Annotated in this window: 19 protein-coding genes; 10 read left to right on the forward strand and 9 right to left on the reverse strand. The window is 67.7% G+C overall.

The window, feature by feature from the left end; translation table 11 throughout:
* Window positions 1-28 precede the first annotated feature (28 nt).
* Window positions 29-1216 (reverse strand): copper resistance protein B, encoded by a 1188-nt coding sequence (locus ACESMY_RS06290; protein ID WP_372783309.1) that lies wholly within the window; start codon window positions 1214-1216, stop codon window positions 29-31.
* Complete coding sequence (locus ACESMY_RS06295; RefSeq protein WP_372783311.1) at window positions 1213-3078, reverse strand: copper resistance system multicopper oxidase; 1866 nt, start codon at window positions 3076-3078, stop codon at window positions 1213-1215. The genes ACESMY_RS06290 and ACESMY_RS06295 overlap by 4 nt, the downstream gene beginning before the upstream one ends.
* Window positions 3079-3291: 213 nt before the next feature.
* Here ACESMY_RS06295 and copC point away from each other — a divergent pair, with 213 nt between their 5' ends.
* The 10 genes from copC to ACESMY_RS06345 all read left to right on the forward strand — a co-directional run bounded on the left by copC (window position 3292) and on the right by ACESMY_RS06345 (window position 9135).
* Window positions 3292-3654, forward strand: coding sequence for a copper homeostasis periplasmic binding protein CopC (gene copC / locus ACESMY_RS06300; RefSeq protein WP_372783313.1), 363 nt, complete (start codon window positions 3292-3294; stop codon window positions 3652-3654).
* A 6-nt stretch (window positions 3655-3660) separates the two neighbouring features.
* Complete coding sequence (gene copD / locus ACESMY_RS06305) at window positions 3661-4587, forward strand: copper homeostasis membrane protein CopD (protein ID WP_372783315.1); 927 nt, start codon at window positions 3661-3663, stop codon at window positions 4585-4587.
* Between the two features lie 46 nt (window positions 4588-4633).
* Window positions 4634-5374: a PepSY domain-containing protein gene (locus ACESMY_RS06310; RefSeq protein ID WP_372783317.1), complete on the forward strand. Its 741-nt coding sequence runs from the start codon at window positions 4634-4636 to the stop codon at window positions 5372-5374.
* 37 nt (window positions 5375-5411) lie between these two features.
* Entirely contained in the window at window positions 5412-5900 is a 489-nt protein-coding gene (locus tag ACESMY_RS06315; protein WP_372783319.1) for a hypothetical protein, read from the forward strand.
* Window positions 5901-5983: 83 nt separating this feature from the next.
* On the forward strand, window positions 5984-6301 hold the full coding sequence (locus ACESMY_RS06320) for a copper-binding protein (protein WP_372783321.1): 318 nt from the start codon (window positions 5984-5986) through the stop codon (window positions 6299-6301).
* A 74-nt stretch (window positions 6302-6375) separates the two neighbouring features.
* Window positions 6376-6669 carry a hypothetical protein gene (locus tag ACESMY_RS06325; RefSeq protein WP_372783323.1) on the forward strand — a complete coding sequence of 98 codons (294 nt, stop codon included), beginning with the start codon at window positions 6376-6378 and terminating at the stop codon, window positions 6667-6669.
* Window positions 6666-7106, forward strand: a complete 441-nt coding sequence (locus ACESMY_RS06330) for a Spy/CpxP family protein refolding chaperone (RefSeq protein ID WP_372783325.1) — start codon at window positions 6666-6668, stop codon at window positions 7104-7106. Before ACESMY_RS06325 ends, ACESMY_RS06330 begins: the two co-directional genes overlap by 4 nt.
* Window positions 7103-7687, forward strand: coding sequence for an RNA polymerase sigma factor (locus tag ACESMY_RS06335; RefSeq protein ID WP_372783327.1), 585 nt, complete (start codon window positions 7103-7105; stop codon window positions 7685-7687). The genes ACESMY_RS06330 and ACESMY_RS06335 overlap by 4 nt, the downstream gene beginning before the upstream one ends.
* A gap of 16 nt (window positions 7688-7703) precedes the next feature.
* Window positions 7704-8201: a nuclear transport factor 2 family protein gene (locus ACESMY_RS06340; RefSeq protein WP_372783329.1), complete on the forward strand. Its 498-nt coding sequence runs from the start codon at window positions 7704-7706 to the stop codon at window positions 8199-8201.
* A 256-nt stretch (window positions 8202-8457) separates the two neighbouring features.
* A complete protein-coding gene (locus ACESMY_RS06345; RefSeq protein WP_372783331.1) occupies window positions 8458-9135 on the forward strand; it encodes a hypothetical protein in 678 nt (225 codons plus the stop codon).
* 122 nt (window positions 9136-9257) lie between these two features.
* Here ACESMY_RS06345 and ACESMY_RS06350 read toward each other — a convergent pair whose 3' ends face one another.
* From ACESMY_RS06350 to ACESMY_RS06380, 7 genes are all read right to left on the reverse strand, one after another.
* The gene (locus ACESMY_RS06350; protein WP_372783333.1) at window positions 9258-9926 is read right to left on the reverse strand and encodes a class I SAM-dependent methyltransferase; all 669 of its coding nucleotides are present in this window, start codon (window positions 9924-9926) and stop codon (window positions 9258-9260) included.
* A 66-nt stretch (window positions 9927-9992) separates the two neighbouring features.
* Entirely contained in the window at window positions 9993-10433 is a 441-nt protein-coding gene (locus tag ACESMY_RS06355; RefSeq protein WP_372783406.1) for a DUF2147 domain-containing protein, read from the reverse strand.
* A gap of 51 nt (window positions 10434-10484) precedes the next feature.
* The gene (locus ACESMY_RS06360; protein ID WP_372783334.1) at window positions 10485-11282 is read right to left on the reverse strand and encodes a sterol desaturase family protein; all 798 of its coding nucleotides are present in this window, start codon (window positions 11280-11282) and stop codon (window positions 10485-10487) included.
* 86 nt (window positions 11283-11368) lie between these two features.
* On the reverse strand, window positions 11369-12427 hold the full coding sequence (locus ACESMY_RS06365; RefSeq protein WP_372783336.1) for a helix-turn-helix domain-containing protein: 1059 nt from the start codon (window positions 12425-12427) through the stop codon (window positions 11369-11371).
* Window positions 12427-13419, reverse strand: coding sequence for a nucleoside phosphorylase (locus tag ACESMY_RS06370; protein ID WP_372783338.1), 993 nt, complete (start codon window positions 13417-13419; stop codon window positions 12427-12429). Before ACESMY_RS06370 ends, ACESMY_RS06365 begins: the two co-directional genes overlap by 1 nt.
* Window positions 13416-14669: an MFS transporter gene (locus tag ACESMY_RS06375; protein WP_372783340.1), complete on the reverse strand. Its 1254-nt coding sequence runs from the start codon at window positions 14667-14669 to the stop codon at window positions 13416-13418. The genes ACESMY_RS06370 and ACESMY_RS06375 overlap by 4 nt, the downstream gene beginning before the upstream one ends.
* Window positions 14666-15403 carry an MBL fold metallo-hydrolase gene (locus tag ACESMY_RS06380; protein WP_372783342.1) on the reverse strand — a complete coding sequence of 246 codons (738 nt, stop codon included), beginning with the start codon at window positions 15401-15403 and terminating at the stop codon, window positions 14666-14668. The genes ACESMY_RS06375 and ACESMY_RS06380 overlap by 4 nt, the downstream gene beginning before the upstream one ends.
* Between the last annotated feature and the right edge of the window lie 36 nt (window positions 15404-15439).

Genomic DNA, 15439 nt, shown 5'->3' on the forward strand with positions numbered 1-15439 from the left:
TGTCGACCGGCCAGCCCGCGTGTCCCGATCAGAACCAAGCCCGGATGCCGACCACAAGGCTCGTGCGGCCGGGTTTCTGCCCCGCGGTGCGCGCGTAGTCGGCCGTCCGGCCAAATTGCTTGTCGTAGGAGACCCCGATGTACGGCGCGAAGTCTTTGCGGATCTCATATCGCAGGCGCAAGTCCAGTGCGGCGTCGCTCAGCCCTGATCCGATCCCAGTTTCCCGCGTGTCCTGCGCGGCGAAATTCAACTCCGCCCTCGGTTGCAGGACAAGGCGCTGGGTGAGCCGCAGGTCATAGGAGCCTTCGGCGCGGGCCAGAAGCTCGCCCTGGTTTGACAGGAAAACCTCGCCCTGCACGTCGAACCGGTAGGGCGCGAGGCCTTCGACGCCCAGGGTCGCGTAGGTCCGCCGCGGCGTCGGTTTGAAATCTTGCCGCACGCCGGCCAACAGATTGAAATAGGGGCCGATGGCGCGCGCATAGAGCGCTTGCACCTCGGCGGCCTCCAGCCCGTCGCGACGGGCGCCTTGCCCCTCCGACGTCAACAGAACGCGGTTGATGTCACCGCCGAACCACGCCTGGCCCTCCCAACGATATCCGCCCCCGCCGGAATGCGCCTGGTACTCGGCGATGTTGGCCATCACCGTCGAATAGGTCTCGCCGCCGTGCTCCCGGCGCAGTTGCTGCCGGGCCGCGGCCATGGCGGCTGGATCGTAGAAGCGCTCGGCCGCATGGTCGGCAGGAGCCGGCGGCGGCGGCTGCGTTTCAGCGAGCGGCGGGGGGCCCATCGCGGCCATGTCATGACCAGCAACGCCCGCTGACCCCGGCATATCCATCCCGGGCATCGCAGCCGTGCCTCGCTTGGTCATCCCCGGCATCGCGGACATGTCGTGTCCGCCACTTGGGCCGGTCTTGGCGGGGCCCGCCGGCATCGCCGTTCCGGGCATCGCCGACATGTCATGGCCCGCATGGGGGCCGGTTTGGGCCGGCGCGGCCGGCATTGCCATGCCCGGCATTTTAGACATGTCATGGCCGGCATCAGCCGCCGCCGCCGGTGCTTTTCGGCTGAGGCGCTTGTGGGTTGTGTGTTTCGCGGCCGGCTTCGCCTTCGCTGCGGACATGTTCCTGCCGGGCATGTTCGGATCCATCGGCTGCGCAGCCGCGGGCGCTGCCCAGACCATTGGCAGCAGGAGAAGCAGGAGCGCCGTGCGGTTCATGCAGCGGCTCCGCCCAAAGGCCGTACGGTGACCACGCGGAACATGCCGCCGTGCATGTGGTAAAGCATGTGGCAGTGGAAGGCCCAGTCGCCGGGGGCGTCCGCGGTAAGGTCGAAGGTAACCTTGCCGCCAGGCGCGACGGTCACGGTGTGCTTGCGCGGCATGAAGCCTCTCGGGCCGTGCGCGAGCTCGAAGAAGTGCCCGTGCAGGTGGATCGGGTGGGCCATCATGGTGTCGTTGATCAGCGTTACCCGCACCCGCTCGCCGTTGCGGAAGGGATAGGGCTTGGTGGTCTCCTCGTTGAATTTCTCGCCGTCGAAGCCCCACATGAAGCGTTCCATGTTGCCGGTCAGGCGGATGTCCATCGACCGCGACGGGGCCCGCTTGTCGGGGTTCGGCGCCAGCGCGATGAGGTCCTTGTAGACCAGCACGCGATGCCCGACGTTTTCGAGCCCCTGTCCGGGTTCTCCGGTGCGGTCGGTCGGGCTGGGGGCGATGGTTTGCACGCCAGGGCCGAGCTTGAGGTCCGGCGCATTCAGCGGGTCGCGCATGGACATCTGCATGCCACCCATGGATCCCATGGCGTCCGATCCTCGAATCCGCGGCGGGCCGATGCCCGGTTCGGCGCCCATCGCCATTCCGGGCATCGATCTGCCGGCGGCGGCGTGACCCATCGCCATGTGGTCCATGCCCGCCATGGGAGCGGCGGCGCCCTTGGCTTGGCCTCCCGCCATGCCCGTCATGGCGCTCATATCCATCCCCATGTCCTTCATGACGGCGAGCGGCCGTTCGCGAAGCGGCGGCGTCGGGGCGGTCAGGCCCTCGCGCGGCGCCAGGGTGGCGCGCGCCATGCCGGAGCGATCGACGGCTTCGGCCACCAGGGTGAAGGCCTTGTCCTCGGTGGGCTGGACAATGACGTCGTAGGTCTCCGCATTGCCGATCTGGAACTCTTCGACCTCCACCGGCCGCACGTTCTGCCCGTCGGCCGCCACGACCGTCATAAGCAGGCCCGGGATGCGGACGTTGAAGATGGTCTGGGCGCCGGTGTTGATGAACCGTAGGCGCACCCGCTCACCCGGCTTGAACAGCGCGGTCCAGTTGTCGCTCGGGCCGTGGCCGTTGATCAGGAACTTATAGGCCGCGCCGGTGACATCGGAGATGTCGGTGGGATCCATGCGCATCTTGGCCCATTCGATCCGCTCCTGGAGCGTCTGGTCCTTCCCCGCCAGCAGCCCCGAAATGGTCTCCTTCTGGAGATTGAAGTAGCCGGCCTGCTGCTTCAGCTTCGCCATGATCATGTGGGGGTGCAGGAAGCTGAAATCGGACAGCACCACGACGTGCTCACGGTCGAATTGCACCGGATCGGGCCCGGCGGGATCGATGATGATCGGGCCGTAATGGCCCTCCTGTTCCTGGAGCCCCGAGTGGCTGTGGTACCAGTAGGTCCCTGATTGGATGACCGGGAACTCGTAGACGAAGGTCGCGCCGGGCTTGATCCCCGGGAAGCTGACGCCTGGGACGCCATCCATCTGAAAGGGCACGAGCACGCCGTGCCAGTGGATCGAGGTGTCTTCGTCGAGGTTGTTGGTCGCCGCGATGCGGACCGTCTGGCCCTGCTTCAAACGGATCAGCGGCCCGGGGACCGTGCCGTTGATCGCCACGACGTGACCGTGTCGTCCGTCCACCATGAGAGCGCTGTGCCCAATATTCAGGGCGATGTCGGTCCCCGAGAGCGTCGGCAGCGTCGGGCCCACGCCCGGCGTCGCGCTTTGGGCCCACGACGGAAGGAGCGCGGCGAACGCTCCGGCGGTGCCTCCGGCTGTGGCGCCGCGCAGCAACTGCCGGCGGTCGAGCTTCGTCATGCGATATCCCAGTCTTGCGTCAGGCCGATCACTGGACCGCCGGCCTGCACTGCACTACGCGCCGCAAACGGCCCGGCCCTCATGAAGGCCGCATGTCCGCGAAGATATTCCCGCGCCGCGCGCCCGAAGACACATCAAAACGAGATGAGGGATGTTCGCCAGCCGGCGCGTAAGCCCTGCGAGGGTTCACGACCAAACGCTGGAGAGATACCGATGAAAATGTCCAAGATGCTCGGCCTTGCGGCCGTCGCCGGCGCGGCGGCCATGCTCGCGGCCACCGGGGCCCAGGCCCACGCCAAGCTCGTCAGTTCCAATCCGGGCGCCAACGCCACGGTCGCCGCACCCAAGCAGCTTGTCCTGAAGTTCAGCGAGAAGCTGCAGCCGAAGTTCTCGGGCGCCGACGTCGCCATGCCCGGAATGGTCACGCCGGCAAAGGTGAGCTTCGCCAAGGACGGCAAGACGATGATCGTCCAGCCGACCGCGGCCTTGATGGCGGGGGCCTATACGGTGAAGTGGCACGCGGTCACGGCGGACACCCACCGGATGCAGGGAACTTACAGCTTCACCGTCCGCTAGCCGGAAATGGAGACGGCGGTCGTCATCGCGCGGATTGCGCAGTTCATTGGCGCTGCGATCCTGTTCGGAACGCCGCTGTTCTTCCTCTACGCGCTGCCGAAGGCCGGGGTCGGGTCCGCGATGACCCTCCCCTGGCCGAGGCCTGTGCTGGGCGCCTGTGCGCTCGCCGTCATCGTGGCCGCGATAGTCTACCTTTGCAGCCAGACGGCCATGATGGCGGACGACCCCGCGGCGGCCTTCGATCGCGAGACCCTCCTGGGGGTGCTCAACGACAGCGCCATGGGTCATGCGGTGGTCGCTCGCCTTGCCGCGGCGCTCGCGGCGCTTGTGGCTTGCCTGGTGCTGAAGCCGGGCCGCATCCTTTGGGCGATCCTCGCGGCCTTAGGGGCCGCGGTGATGGCGAGCTTCGCCTGGACCGGGCATGGGGCGGTGGACGAGGGGTTGCATGGGCTGATCCACACGCCAGCCGATGTCCTGCATCTTCTCGCGGCGGGAGTCTGGCTTGGCGCGCTCACGGCCTTCGCAATTCTGCTGTGCGCCCCTGGCCGCGCCAGTCTCGAAAGCCAGGCCGTCTTGCACCGCGCGCTTGAGGGATTCTCGGGCATCGGCTCTGCCGTGGTCGCCGTGATCCTCGTGACCGGGCTGATCAACAGCTGGTTCCTGGTGGGCCTTGCGGGCATCGCCCGGATGGGCGCTTCAACCTACGGCGTTCTGCTGCTCGTGAAGATCGCGCTCTTCGCCGCGATGATCGGCCTGGCGGGACTGAACCGGTTCTTCCACACGCCCGCCCTTGCCCGGGGGCTTGACGCCGGCGACGCGGTGTCTGCGTTGAAGACCCTGCGGGTCAGCATCATCCTCGAAACCCTGTTTGGCCTGGCGGTGGTTCTTCTCGTGGCGATCCTGGGCATGCTCGCGCCGGTGGCGGCGCAGTAAGCTGGGCAGAGCCGTCGTCGTGCGGCGACTATCGAGGGGAACCGCTATGCTTCGCTGGTCGATCTGGTTTCACAAATGGATCGCGCTGATCGTCGGCGTCCAGGTGCTGGGCTGGGTGCTCGGCGGCCTGATTATGACCGCCATCCCCATCGAGAAGGTGCACGGCGACCAGCACGCCGCGACCCCGGCCCTGGCCCCCATCGACCTGAAGAAGCTGGTGTCGCTGGAGAAACAGCTGGCCCTCGCTGACCAGACCGACGTCGCTAGCGCGACCCTGAAGAACACCCCACGCGGCCCGATCTGGGTCTTGAAGTCGGCGGCCGGCAGCGAGGGCTGGTGGAACGCCTACACCGGCGAGAACATCGACGAGATCAAGGGTCCGGACGCCCGCCGCTACGCCCTGATGGCCTACAAGGGCGCGGGGAAGCTCGCGGCCGTCGACTATGAGGAGACAGCTCCCAAGGAAGCCCAGGTCAGCGGGCCGCTATGGCGCGCCAGCTTCTCGGACGCCGAGCACACACGCCTCTATCTCGATGCCTTTACCGGCGAGGTGCTCAGCCGCCGCTCGTCCCTCTGGGGCCTCTACGACGTCTTCTACCAGATCCACATCATGAATTTCGGCGCCTCCCGCAGCTACAATCACCCCGCCATTGTGATCGTGACGGCCGCGACCTTGATGATCGTCCTCACGGGCTTCGTCCTGCTTTGGATCAAGATCGGCCGCGACCTGGCGGGGCTACTTGCCCGGCGATCGCAAGCCTTGCGCCTCGGGCGGGCCAAGACTTGAGGCGCAGGTGGCTCAACGTCCGCGCTGGGAGACGACAATGAGCTGGAAGCCGCGGTCGGCAGTCGTCTTGGCGCTCGGCGGAGCGATCCTGATGGCGATGGCGCTCTATTTCATATTTCTCCGACCACCGCTGCTGCCTGAGGACCTGCGGTTCCTGGGGGCCTCGGACGCTGAACTCCGATCAAGCCTGCCCCGGCTCTCGATTTGGCTTCAGCGCGTGTTCTGGGTGCTTGGAGGATACATCTTGGCGACGGGAGCGCTGACGTTCTACGTCGCGGTCACGAGCTTTCGCGCCAGGGCGCGCGGCGCCGCGATGACGACCGCCTTCGCTGGACTGACCTCCGTGGGCCTGATGGCCGCCGTCAACGTCCTCATCGCCTCGGACTTCAAATGGCCCTTGATCGCCCTGGCGATGGTCTGGGCCTTAGCCTTGGTCCTCTACCTGTTGGAAGGGCGAGCCGCCGCCAGGGACCTCTTCCCCGGCCAGCGTCAGCCCGGAATTCGGCCGGAAATCCGGCGGACGTGAGGGTATCCGGCGCCCTGACGCGTAACTCATAGCAAGGCGGTCGGCGGCTGGCTGCCGCCACAGACCGCATATAGAGCACGACAATGAAACTCGCAGCCCTCGCCGTCATCGGCGCATTGATCGCCGCTCCGGCGTTCGCGCAAGGACCCGCAGCCGGCGCGTCGGCGCAGGCCGTCTCGTCGAAGACGGCCGAGGGTTCTGGCGTGGTCCAGAGCGTCGACGCAAAGGCTGGAACGATCACCCTGCACCATGGTCCCATCGCAGCGCTCAAGTGGCCGGCCATGACCATGACCTTCAAGGCGTCGCCCGAAGTCCTGAAGACGGCCAGGACGGGCCAGAAGGTGAAGTTCACCCTGGATACCGCGGCCGATAACCAAGTCATCGCGCTGGCGCCGAACTAGGGCGTCGCCACGCGACTTGCGGGGTCAGGCGCGCGACCGCGTATACCTAGTTGGGTAGGGGCGAGGACGAACTGATGTCACACGATCTGGACCACCTTCTGAGCGGCTTGGCGCAGAGCGGGCCGGATCGATCGCTCGCGGGCCTGGAAGCGAGCGTCCTTGGCGGCATCATGCGACGCCGTGAGGCCATGCGCACGAGCGCGGCCCTGACCCCGTTCCGGGTCGCGTCAATCGGCCTGGCGATGGCGATCGGCGTGACGGCGGGCGGCATGGCCGCCCCGCGGACCGCCGTCGAGCCTCGACAGCTCAGCACCTTTTCGGCCGATGCCCACCTCGCACCCTCGACGCTCCTCGAGGGGGGACGGTGAGCCTGGCGCGCAGCCTGATCTTGACAGTCGTCCTCTCGGCGCTTGCCGCCGGAGCGGGCGCTTGGGGCGGCGCGCGCTACGTCGTCAGCCACATGCACCACGCCGAACCGCTCCACGAAGTGGTGCACGACAAGCTCAATCTCTCCGCCCAGCAGAAGCAGCGTATTGCGGGCGTGGAGCAGGACTACGCCGTACGCCGCAAGGCGCTGGAGGCTGAGATGCGGGCCGCCAACGCCGATCTCGCGCGCGCCATTCAGCAGAGCCACAGCTATTCGCCTGAGGTCCAGCACGCCGTCGATCGCTTCCACATGGCGATGGGCGACCTTCAGAAGCAGAGCATCCTGCACGTCCTGGCGATGCGGCAGGTCTTAACCCCCCAGCAGTCGGCGGTGTTCGACGAGACAGTCGCGAAAGCCCTCACCGAAGACGCTCCGTGAACCCTCCGCCAGAGCGGTCGGACGCCGAACTGGCGCAGCTTGCCGCCGGCGGCGATGAGCGTGCATTTGCAGAGCTTGTTGAGAGGCATAAGGACAGTCTCTATCGCCTCCTGCGCCGCTACGTCGGCGATCCCGACGAGGCCTATGAAGCCGCGCACGAAGCCTTCATCGCCGCCTGGAGCGCCCTGAAACGCTATGACCCCTCCCGGCCGTTCGGGGCTTGGCTGCGGACGATCGCGATTAACAAGGCGCGTGACCGTGGCCGCCGCCTCGCTGTGCGCCGGTTCGTCTTTGGAACACCATCAGGCGCCGAGTCTTCGACCGCCGAGATCCCTGATCGCACTCCAAACGCTGAGGACGATCTGGTGGAGCGCGCCAGACTGGCCGAACTCGACCGAGCCATTTCCCAACTTCCGACCAACCTGAAGGAAGCCCTGATCCTCACGGCGATCGACGGCCGTTCCCAACAGCAGGCCGGCGAGATCCTGGGCGTGTCCGCCAAGACAATCGAAACGCGAGTTTACCGCGCCAGAAGGGCACTGGCGCGGACGCTGGACCCCGCAATCCGAACGAGCCCTTAGGTCAATGGAGAGAGACATGCCCCAACTTCGCACCGTCATGGCGGCCTGCGGCCTTTTAGTGCTGGCGTCGGCGGCGGCCGCCCATCCACCGACGCCCTCGTCTGACGCCTCTGCAAGCGGGCCGACAGCGGACGCTGGCGCTGGCCGAGTTGTTGATGACTTCCACGCGGCGCTCGCGCGAGGCGACACGGCGGCGGCTGCAAACCTGCTTTCAGCAGCGGTTATCATCTTCGAAGGCGGGACAGCCGAGCGCTCCCGCAGCGAGTACGCTGGCGCCCATCTGCCCGCGGACGCGGCCTTCGAACAGGCCATCGGAAGCAAGCTCGCGCGAAGGAGCGGCGGGCGTGCCGGCGACCTGGCCTGGGTTGCCAGCGAGGGCCAAACCAAGGGCCAGTTCAAGGGGCGAGACATCGACCGCGTAACCACCGAGACCATGGTCCTGCGTCGAACTACCGAGGGCTGGAAGATCGTCCACGTCCACTGGTCGTCGCGCGCCGTGACGGCCGCTCACTGACCCCGATTGTCGGCCGATCCACGGCCACTTGGGGCGCCACACACCGAACAACAACGTCGAGAGCAACGGCGGTGGTCTGATGATGGCGATCGACGTGGCGCCGACCCCAATCGCTACGTCGGCTGCCCGCTTGGCCTGACCGGTCACGCGCCGGCCGGGCGTGAACGGAACGTGACTGTGCGGCTCAGCGTTCGCTCACCGTGTCCATGTTGAAACAATGGACATGCCCGCGATGGGCGAACAATTGGAGCTGACGATGAAACGCCTAATGATCGCCTTGCTGGCGACCTCCACCATGGCCTTTGCGGTCCCTGCCCTGGCGCATCCTGACGACCATCCTGCGCCTGGCGCAGCCGAGCAATGGAACAACGGCGGGGCCAGCTACGCCGACTTCAACCAGGAATACCAGCACATCTGGGACAACATTCAGCACGGCCTGAGCGATGGGTCCTACAGCCGGCCCCAGGCCCAGCAATATATGCGCGCCATGCAAGACATCCGCGCCCGAGCCGATGTGATGCAACGCGATGGGCGTTATGATCCGCGGGACACCCAGGCGCGCCTCGAGCGGCTGCATGAGACGATGCATGAGGCCCACACCGAGGGCCACGCTGCCCAGGACCGCGCTCAATCCGGCGACACCTGGAACAACGGCGGCGATACCTATGCCGAGTTCGACCAGGAATATCAGCACATCTGGCAGAACATTCAGCACGGCGTCAGCGACGGCTCCTACACGCGCCGCCAAGCTCAAGGCTTCTACCGCTCAATGCAGCAGATCCGCTCCCGCGCCAACCATATGGAACGGCAGGGCCGCTACGATCCTGAGGACACCCAGGCTCGGCTCGAACGCCTGCACGAGACGATGCACGCCGCGCACGAGCGGGGTCATGAATTGCAGGATCGCTACGGCGACAACAACTACCGCCGATAGTACGCAAAGCCAACCCGACGAATCAGACCGGCCAACGGGTCAAAACGAAGTGGCCCGGCGAACCCCTCGCCGGGCCGTTTTTTTCATAGCTGCAATGTTCAGGTCTAGGGTGACGGCACTCTTTATTCGAAGAACGGATGCGTAAAGTGAAGCCGTGCGCTCGCAGACGGCTTAGGCGTCGGAAAGCCTCCGGCGTGCGAAAGCACCTCCGGGAGGCACGCCGCCTGTTTGGTCGCGAGGATGAGCACGGCGCTTTCCGATTCCGGTTCGGACGGCCTGGCGATGAGCTTGGCGTCGAAGCCGGCGAAAACGGACGAGGCAAGGACATCGGCGAGTGCGGGAAACCGGTAGACGTCCGCCGGAAACGCGCGAACAGCAGCTTCGTCAACACTGGATCGGAAACACAAAACAAGGCGCCCGCCAGGCTTCAGCACCCGGCCGATTTCTCGTAGGGCCGCATCCAGATCGGTCCAGAAATAGACCACGTGGACACAGAGCGCTTTGTCGAGCGACCCGTCAGGAAACGGCAGCGCTTCGACACCGGCTGGCGCCACGCCGACCCGGCCGGCCGCGATGAGTTGGCGGTTCCTGCGCGCGGCGCTCGCCACCATGACGTCTGAGGGATCGACGCCCACGACGCGCCCGCTTGGCGCGCGCGCCGCTAGTTCCGCCAGGCTGCGACCCGGACCGCAGCCAATGTCGAGGATCTGGTCACCGCTCTCGATCGCCAGCGCATCGATCGCGCGCTGGTTCTCACCCCAGGTCTCGAACGCCATGATGTAGGCGATCAATCTCCCGAGCGGCCCTCGGGCGTGACGCGCCTGTTCGGCGATGAAGCGCGGCCTACGCATGTGGGTTCAGGACCTTCCCGAACCTTGACCTGCCGCCGGCGCGTCCCACGGCCTGCGCCAAGTCTGCGTCTGGCAGACGAGCCTGAGCGCACACCCGCGCAAGGCCAGGCCGCCGGCCCGGAGACGGACCGTGCCCGTATAGGTGCGACCGTCGTCGGGATTGTAGGGCTTGCCGCCGCTCCATAGGCCTTCGCCGGTTTGGCGCAGGCCCCGCACGATCTCGACGCCCAAGAGCGGTCGCGACCGCATTGCCCGGTCCGGGTTGTGTTGGTCGGTTCGGCGCCGTCCTGAGACGTCGTTCTTTTCCCGCAGCCAGACGATGCGCCCGCACACCGTCGTCTTCGCGCCGCCGCAGGGATGGAATTCGACGACGGAGCCGAAGCCCTGCGTCGCCCAGCGACCGGCGAGGTCCGCCGGTTGCGCCCGGGCATCGACAACTGCTGCGATGCTTGCGGTGACCGCCGCCCGACAGTATGAGCGCTATCCTCGCGGTCGACATCAGGCCGCGCTCTGCAATTCGAGCCGGCGACCGCTCGCGGCGGCGAAGCGCGTCAGGTACTCCGGGTGTTCGGTGCCCATCCAGCGGTCCCACCATGAGAAGTACAGGCCGTAGTTCCAGCCGGCCTGAGCATGGTGCAGGTCGTGGTGGGTGACGGTGGTCAGGAAGCCGAGCAGCGGGCGACCCTCAGCGTTGGCGGGGAACAGCTCATAGCCGCAATGGCCGATGGTGTTGCGGACGATCTGGTGGAGCATGAAGAGGCCAACGACCGGCCAGCTCGTCGGCACGAGCAGCATCCAGATTGGGACGAAGGCGGCCATCACCGCGGCCTCGGCCACATCGAAACTGTAGGCGCTGAACGGCGAGGGATTGTGCGATCGGTGATGGCGCCGATGGAACGCCCGGAACAGCCGCGGGTCATGCATCGCGCGGTGCGTCCAGTAGAAGTAGGCATCGTGACCGAGGATCATCAGGATCAGGGATGCAACGCCCCAGCTCCAGCCGAGGCGGAGCGCGAAGGCGGCGCCGGGCAGCATGCCCACCCGTTCGAGTGTGAAGGCGATCAGGCCGACCGTGGAGAAGATCGCCACGGTCCTGAGCGAGGTGGCGAACTCGGTGATCAGCTGGCGGGCGGCCGGACTGGTGTCGCGCAGCTTGCGGCGCGCGAGCGGGACCCGCAGCAGGACGCAGATCACCAGCCAGACGGCGATGGCGAACATCGCGTAGCGCGACAGATCATACGAGAGGTTAGTGACCCAGTGCTGGGCGTAGGCCGTAAGTGTCGGGGACAGGGACATGGTCGGCTCCAAAGCGAGCGCCGAGCCAGCCTGACGCGCGCCGGGCCCGTCTCTCCGGTTTCGAAATCAGCCAGACTCCTTCGGGATCAGGCAGCCGCGCCAGGCATCGGCCAGTCGGCCTGGGCCGCCTTGCGCCAAGTCGTCGGCGTCTGCCCGGTGATCTGCCGGAATACCCGGTTGAACGGCCCGAGCGAGCCGAAGCCCACCTCGTAGGCGACCGTGGCGATGGTCGTCCGCGCCTTGGCGGGATCGGCCAGCGCCTGCTTGGCCGCGGCGATCCGGCGCTCGTTGATGAAGGCGATGAAGTTGCGGTAGCCGAGGCCCTCGTTGATCAGCCGGCGCAGATGGTGCTCGGGCGCGCCGAGCCGGCTGGCGAGCGCGCCGATGGTCAGGCCCTCCTCGCGCCAGATTTCGTCTGCGTCCAGCGCCTGCCGCAAGCGCGCCAGCAGCGCCTGGTCGCGGGCATCGACCGGCCGCCCCTCAGAGGAGCCCGCCGGCGAGCCGAACAGCTGCGGCTCGGCGCGCAGGAACACCAGGCCACCGGCGATGCTCAGCGCCAGCAGGCTGACGGCCGCCACCAGCGAGAGCTGCTCGGGCGTCCGCGCGAAGAGCTCGGCGGACTGCACCGAGACGATCACCAGCGCATAGATGGCCGCAGCGCCCAGCAGCGGCCCGCGCAGGCGCCGGCGGGCCTCGACCAGATCGGCGCGCCAGCCGGTCCAGACCACGACCAGGACATGGATCATAAGGCCCGCGCCGATGAGGTTCTGCAGCAGCCACAACGCGCGGGAAACCGGCTCAGGCGCCGCCACCGCGGCCAAGCCATCGGCGAGCAGGGCGGCCGCGGGAATGAACCGGGTCGGCGCGAGCCGCCGGTTGTCGCCGAAGAGCTCGATCGCGAAGCCCCAGAAGAGGCCCGACGCCATCACCGACAGGGCCCAGATCGGCGACTTGAGGTAGCCCAGCGCCTCGAACACCGGGCGCACTTGCGTCAAGGTGTGGGATGCCGCGCCCAGGCAGAAGAGCGCGCCGGTGACCCGGATCGGCATGCGACGGGCGTGCCCGATCGCCAGCGCCAGGAGCATGAAGCCGCCGGCCGCGGCCCCGCGGATCAGGAACTCGGCGATGGGGATCTGCGGCGTCATCAGCTAGGTGGGCTTAGCGCGGCTGTCGATGCGGAGCCAGGGGAGCCGCGCAGCCTGCCGGGTGACGCCGCGACATTGGTGATCCCGACAACGTTCTCATCGGAGGCCAAGTCGGGCCACAGGGCCGGCTCCACATCGCGGATCGACCGGGTTGCTGGCCTTGCGGTCCAGGTGGATGTTCGCGGCGCTCGAAAACCTGACGGGCGATCCTTCATCAGCCTGTAGGCGGCGGCGTCCAGGACGGCGAGCGCGTCGACCGCGCCGTCCGCCTCGCCCTTTTCGAAGTCCCCGGCCTGGCCCATCTGGTTGGTGACGTGCGCGAAGCAGAGGACGGGCCGGCCGCAAGCCTCGGCGAAGGCATAGAGCCCGGCGGCCTCCATCTCGACGGCCAGCAGCCCGCGCTCGCGCATGACGGCAATCTGCGCAGCGGTCTCGCGAAAGGGGGCGTCGGTGGTCCAGCTCGCGCCGCGCACCACGGGCGCCCGCAACCCGGCGAAGACGCCATCGACCGTGGCCAGCAGGTCCGCCCCGGCGAGGCTGAAATCGCTGGGCGGGAGATAGTGGTAGCTGACGCCCTCGTCGCGCAGGGCGCGGTCGATCAGCACGAAGTACGGCGGCTCGGCGCCGACCGTCGCGAGCTGGCCCGCAGAGGTCATGCTGAGCAGCAATTGGCAGCCACTCGCGAACAGTTGCTCGGCGACCAGCACGGCGAAGGCCGCGCCAACCGCGCAGCCGATGATGCCATACTCACGCCCGGCCATGTCGAACCGGTAGAGTTCGGTGTGGTAGCAGGCCCAGGCCGGGTCGCGCCGGGCCCGGCCATCGGCCTTCAATTGGCGAACGATGTCGCCATCCGGATCCAGCAGGCACACCGCGGGCGCCGCCCGGTCGGGCAGGCCTTTCTGGCGGCGGGCTTCTCGAAGCAGGTTCTCGGGCCGGAACGCCGAGGGCGCGCCGTGGACCTTGTCCGCCAGGATCGGCGGCCGCCTCACGAGGCCCGCTCCCGCATGACGGCGGCCACCACGGCGCCAGACAGCGCCGTCAGGACGCCCACCGCGCCGATGGCCCAGCTCGCCCCGAAGAGGTCGGCGACGATCCCGGCCGCGAGTGCGCCGATGGCGTAACCCATGTCGCGCCAGAAGCGGTAGACGCTGAGCGAGCGGGCGCGCCAAGACGGATGCGACGCGTCGGAGACCGAGGCGATCAGGGCCGGGTAGACCATCGCGGTGCCGAGGCCGAGCAGGACGCTGGCCGCCAGCCACCCGCCGAACTGGCGGGTCGCCGCGGTCAGGAAGAGGCCGGAGGCCTGCACCCACATACCGGCGACGATCAGGCCCTTGCGCCCCCATCGGTCGCTCAAGGGCCCAGTGACGGCCTGCAGCGCGCCCCAGACGATGGGATAGACGGCCTTCAACACGCCGATGCGCCCGACCGTTAGTCCGAAGCCAGCAAAGAACAAGGGGAAGAGCCCCCAGCTCATGCCGTCGTTGAGGTTGTTCACTAGCCCGGCCTGGGAGGCGGCGAAGAGGTTGCGGTCACCAAAGGAGGTTCGCCGGAAGACCTCCCAGAACCGTACCGGCTCGGCGGCGACGGCATGGCCAGCGGTCTCAAGCGCCACGTGCCGGAGCGTGTCACGGACCACGAAGACCGACAGGCCAAGGCCCAGGATGGCATAGGCGACGCCGAGATAGAACGGCGCTGGCCGCAGGCCATATCGCTCGGCGATGAAGCCCGTGGCGAGGGCGGTGAGGCCCAGAGTGACATAGCCGGCGCACTCGTTGAGACCGACCGCAAGGCCGCGCGATTTCGGGCCGACGAGGTCGATCTTCATGATCACCGTCATCGACCATGCGAGCCCTTGGCTAACGCCCAGCAACGCGTTGGCCGCGACGATCCACCCCCAGCCGGGGCCCCAGCCGATCATGAAGGGGACCGGAAGGGCGACGACCCAGCCGGCCACCAACAGCGGCTTGCGCCCGTAGACCTCGGCGAAGTGTCCGGAGACCAGGTTGGTGCAAGCCTTCACCACACCGAAGCTGACGATGAACGCCGTCACCAGGGTCGTTGACGCGATGCGGAACTCTTCGGAGCCGATGAGCGGCACCACCGTGCGCTCCAGGCCGACCATCCCGCCGACGAAGGCGTTGACGACGACCAGCAGCGCGAACTGGCGCCAGTTCTCGGCCAGGCCGAGGCGAACGCCGGCGGTCGCTTCGGGGTTGGCGGCGGTGGGCTTCGTCACGCCGCTGCAGGCGCCACGCCGGCGTTCAGCGCGCGCAGTTCGGCGGCCTGGAGCGGCGCCTCGAGGACGTCGGCCAGCATGGCGCGGACAAAGGTGTCCTCGTCGTCGATCCGGAAAGCCGCGTTGTGGCGGCGCTCGAAGCCGATGGTCGACGAAGGATTGCCGCTCAGGGTGCGGCCACCCGATCCCGAATAGGCGCCGGGCAGGACCTCCACATAGTCGGGCAACGCCTTCAGCCGCCCGATGGAGCGGAACAGCGCACGAGCGCCCTCCTCCGCCGAGGCCGCCAGTTCCGTGCGGCCTAGGTCCCCCACCATGAGGGTATGGCCGGTGAACGCGAGCCAGGGCTCGTCCGCGCGCTTGCGGTCGGTCACCAGCAGGCAGATGTGTTCGGGCGTATGGCCGGGCGTGTGCAGCACGCGGGCCTCGACGTTGCCGAGGGGCAAGACCGCCCCATCCTCGACGCCGGTGAACGGCGCCGCGGCCGGCGCCTCGGCGAACAGAACGTAGGCGGCGCCGGCCGCCTTGGCGAGGCGGCGGCCCGCGGTAAGGTGGTCGGCATGCAGGTGGGTGTCGATCACATAGCGCAGCGCCATGCCGGTGTCCGCAGCCGCCCGCAGGTAGGGCGCGATCTCGCCCACCGGATCGACCACCGCGCCGATGGCCTGGCCGCCGCAGCCGAACAGGTAGGAGATCGCCACGGGATCGGTGTGGAGGAACTGGCGCAGGATCATGGAGTCCTCGGGCGATGAAACAGGCTGCCGGCGCAG

The sequence above is a fragment of the Phenylobacterium sp. genome, from assembly GCF_041691455.1.
Lineage (GTDB): Bacteria > Pseudomonadota > Alphaproteobacteria > Caulobacterales > Caulobacteraceae > Phenylobacterium.